Genomic DNA, 581 nt, shown 5'->3' with positions numbered 1-581 from the left:
AGTGGGACACCCGGGCCGGGACCATCGAGCCGGCCATCCCCCGCCTGCGGTCGGGGTCGTACTTCCCCGACTTCCTGCTGAACAAGCGCCGCCGGGCCGAACGGGCGCTGACCAGCGTGGTGGCCACCTCCTACCTGTTGGGCGCGTCCACGCGGCGGATGGAAAAGCTCGCCGAGTCGATGGGCATCACCAAGCTGTCCGCATCGCAGGTGTCGAAGATGGCCGCCGAGCTCGATGAGCTGGTCGCCTCCTTCCGGTCCCGGCCGCTGGACAGCGGACCGTACACCTTCGTCTGGATCGACGCGCTGACCTAGTGGCTCGTCACCGAACCTCGGCCGGGTATTGATCTCCTGGGGGTGAACCCGTCAGGCTGGCTGCCTCTTCGATGTTGGGAGGTGGTCATGGCTCGCCGACCGGAGGTCTTCGTCCGGCCGTTGACGATGGAGGAAGGCCGCAGGCTGCAGCGGATCACCAGGAGCGCGAAGGACCCGGTCAAGCTGCGGCGGGCGATCGTGGTGATGATGTCCGGCCAAGGCCAATCGGTCCCGGACATCACCTCCTTGATGCAGGTCAGCGACGAC

Annotated in this window: 1 protein-coding gene and 1 pseudogene; both read left to right on the top strand. The window is 67.1% G+C overall.

From position 1 onward, the window contains the following. Positions 1-311: pseudogene (locus tag FLX08_RS40090) on the top strand (transposase); the annotation flags it as partial. Positions 312-401: 90 nt separating this feature from the next. Continuing rightward, positions 402-581 (top strand): hypothetical protein (locus FLX08_RS40085; protein ID WP_425280672.1); only part of this gene is annotated, 180 nt, incomplete at its 3' end.

This window comes from Microbispora hainanensis (assembly GCF_006874475.1).
In the GTDB taxonomy this organism is placed as follows: domain Bacteria; phylum Actinomycetota; class Actinomycetes; order Streptosporangiales; family Streptosporangiaceae; genus Microbispora; species Microbispora hainanensis.
This window is presented reverse-complemented; position numbering and strand designations above follow the sequence as displayed.